This is a genomic window from Microbacterium sp. Leaf351, from assembly GCF_001423825.1.
In the GTDB taxonomy this organism is placed as follows: domain Bacteria; phylum Actinomycetota; class Actinomycetes; order Actinomycetales; family Microbacteriaceae; genus Microbacterium; species Microbacterium ginsengisoli.
Window position 1 is genome coordinate 125,117 of sequence record NZ_LMPK01000015.1, and the last position, 1,949, is coordinate 127,065.

Consider the following 1,949-nt stretch of genomic DNA (forward strand, 5'->3'; position numbering starts at 1 on the left):
TGGGTGGACGGCAGGGTGGAGACGGCCGGGATCGGCACGTCCCACCAGCCCTCGCCGTCCGGGGCGTAGACGAGAGGATCGCTCTCGATGTGGATCAGCGTCGACCGGGTGCTCGCCTTGGCCGCGACGACGGCGGCGTGAAGATCGGCGGTCGCGGTGGCGCCGGGGGCGATCTCGACGACGTCGAGCCCGTAGCTGCGGGCGTTCGCCGCCAGGTCGACCGGCAGCACCTGGTCGCCCTGGAAGTTGCGTGCGTCGGCGTCGTAGGTGCGGTACTTCGTGCCGAAGCGGTCGGACCCGACGGTCTCGGACAGGTGGCCGATCGACGCGTAGCCGTGGTTCTGCACGAGCACGACGATGATCTTGATGCCCTCGGCGACCGCCGTGACCAGTTCGGAGTTGAGCATGAGGTACGACCCGTCGCCGACCATGACGATGACGTCGCGGTCGTCGTCGAGGGCGTCGAGCCCGCGCTTGACGCCGAGGCCGCCCGCGATCTCGTATCCCATCGTCGAGAACGCGTATTCGACGTGGTACCCGAGCGGATCGCGCACCCGCCACAGCTTGTGGAGATCTCCCGGCAGCGAACCGGCGGCCTGCACGATGACATCCGCCGGGGCCGACGCCGACTGCACGGCGCCGATGATCTCGGGCTGGCCGGGACGCGGCGCGTCGGTCGCGGCGAGCGCACGGTCGACCGCGGCATCCCAGACGCCCTTCTCCTGCGCGGTGCGCGCAGCGTACTCGGCCGACACCTCGAAGCCCTCGAGCTCGATCGCGAGCTCCGCGAGGGTCTCGCGCGCGTCGGCGACGACGGCGATCTGCGTGCCGTGCTTGTAGGCGTCGAAGGAGGCGATGTTGATGTTGACGAAGCGCACGTCCGGGTTCTGGAAGGCCGTGCGCGAGGCGGTCGTGAAGTCGCTGTACCGCGTGCCGATGCCGATGATGACATCGGCCTCTGCCGCGAGCCGGTTCGCCGCGGTCGTTCCGGTCGCCCCGACCCCGCCCAGGTACTGCGGGTGGTCGAAGGCGAGCGCGCCGCCGCCCGCCTGCGTGGTTCCGACCGGGATGCCGGTGGCCTCGACGAGCGCGCGCAGGTGCTCCTCAGCCCCGGAGTAGATCACACCGCCGCCGACGACGAGGAAAGGACGCTCCGCGGAGCGGATCGCCGCGACGGCGCGCGCGAGGGCGGCACGCTCGGGGAGCGGCCGGCGGATGTGCCACTCGCGGTCGGCGAGGAACGCGACGGGCACGTCGATGGTCTCCGCCTGCACGTCCTCGGGCAGCGCGATCGTGACGGCGCCGGTCTCGGCCGGGTCTGTCAGCACGCGCAGGGCGGCGAGCGCGATCGAGTAGAGCTGCTCGGGCCGCTGCACGCGGTCGAAGAAGCGCGAGAGCGGACGGAACGCGTCGTTGACCGTGAGCCCGATGTCCCAGGGCTGCTCGAGCTGCTGCAGCACCGGGTCGGCGACGCGGGTCGCGAACGTGTCGGAGGGCAGCAGCAGGGCGGGCAGACGGTTGGTGGTCGCGAGCGCGGCGCCGGTGAGCATGTTCGTCGCGCCGGGCCCGACCGACGCGGCCGAGGCGAACGTGGCGCGGCGCCGGTGGATGCGCGCGTAGCCGACCGACTGATGCACCATCGCCTGCTCGTTGCGCGCCTGGTAATAGGGCATCAGGTCGGGCTGCTCGACGTTCAGCTGCTTGAGCGCCTGGCCGACACCCGCGACGTTGCCGTGGCCGAAGATGCCGAAGACGCCCGGGATGGTGCGTTCGCGGATGTCGCCGTCCACCGTCCACTGGTGGGCGAGGAACTCGACCAACGCCTGGCTGACGGTCATGCGCTTCGTCGCGCTCATCGGGTGCTGCCTTCCTCGCCGGCCGCGGTGAACGGCAGGCGCGGGTCGATCTCGAGGCCGTCCCAGGTGCTGCGCACCCAGGCGTGGGCGGGG

At 71.6% G+C, this 1,949-nt stretch carries 1 pseudogene; it reads right to left on the minus strand.

Annotated features, from left to right (window positions below):
• A pseudogene (gene iolD / locus ASG00_RS14430) lies at positions 1-1,856 on the minus strand (3D-(3,5/4)-trihydroxycyclohexane-1,2-dione acylhydrolase (decyclizing)); the annotation flags it as partial.
• Positions 1,857-1,949 lie beyond the last annotated feature (93 nt).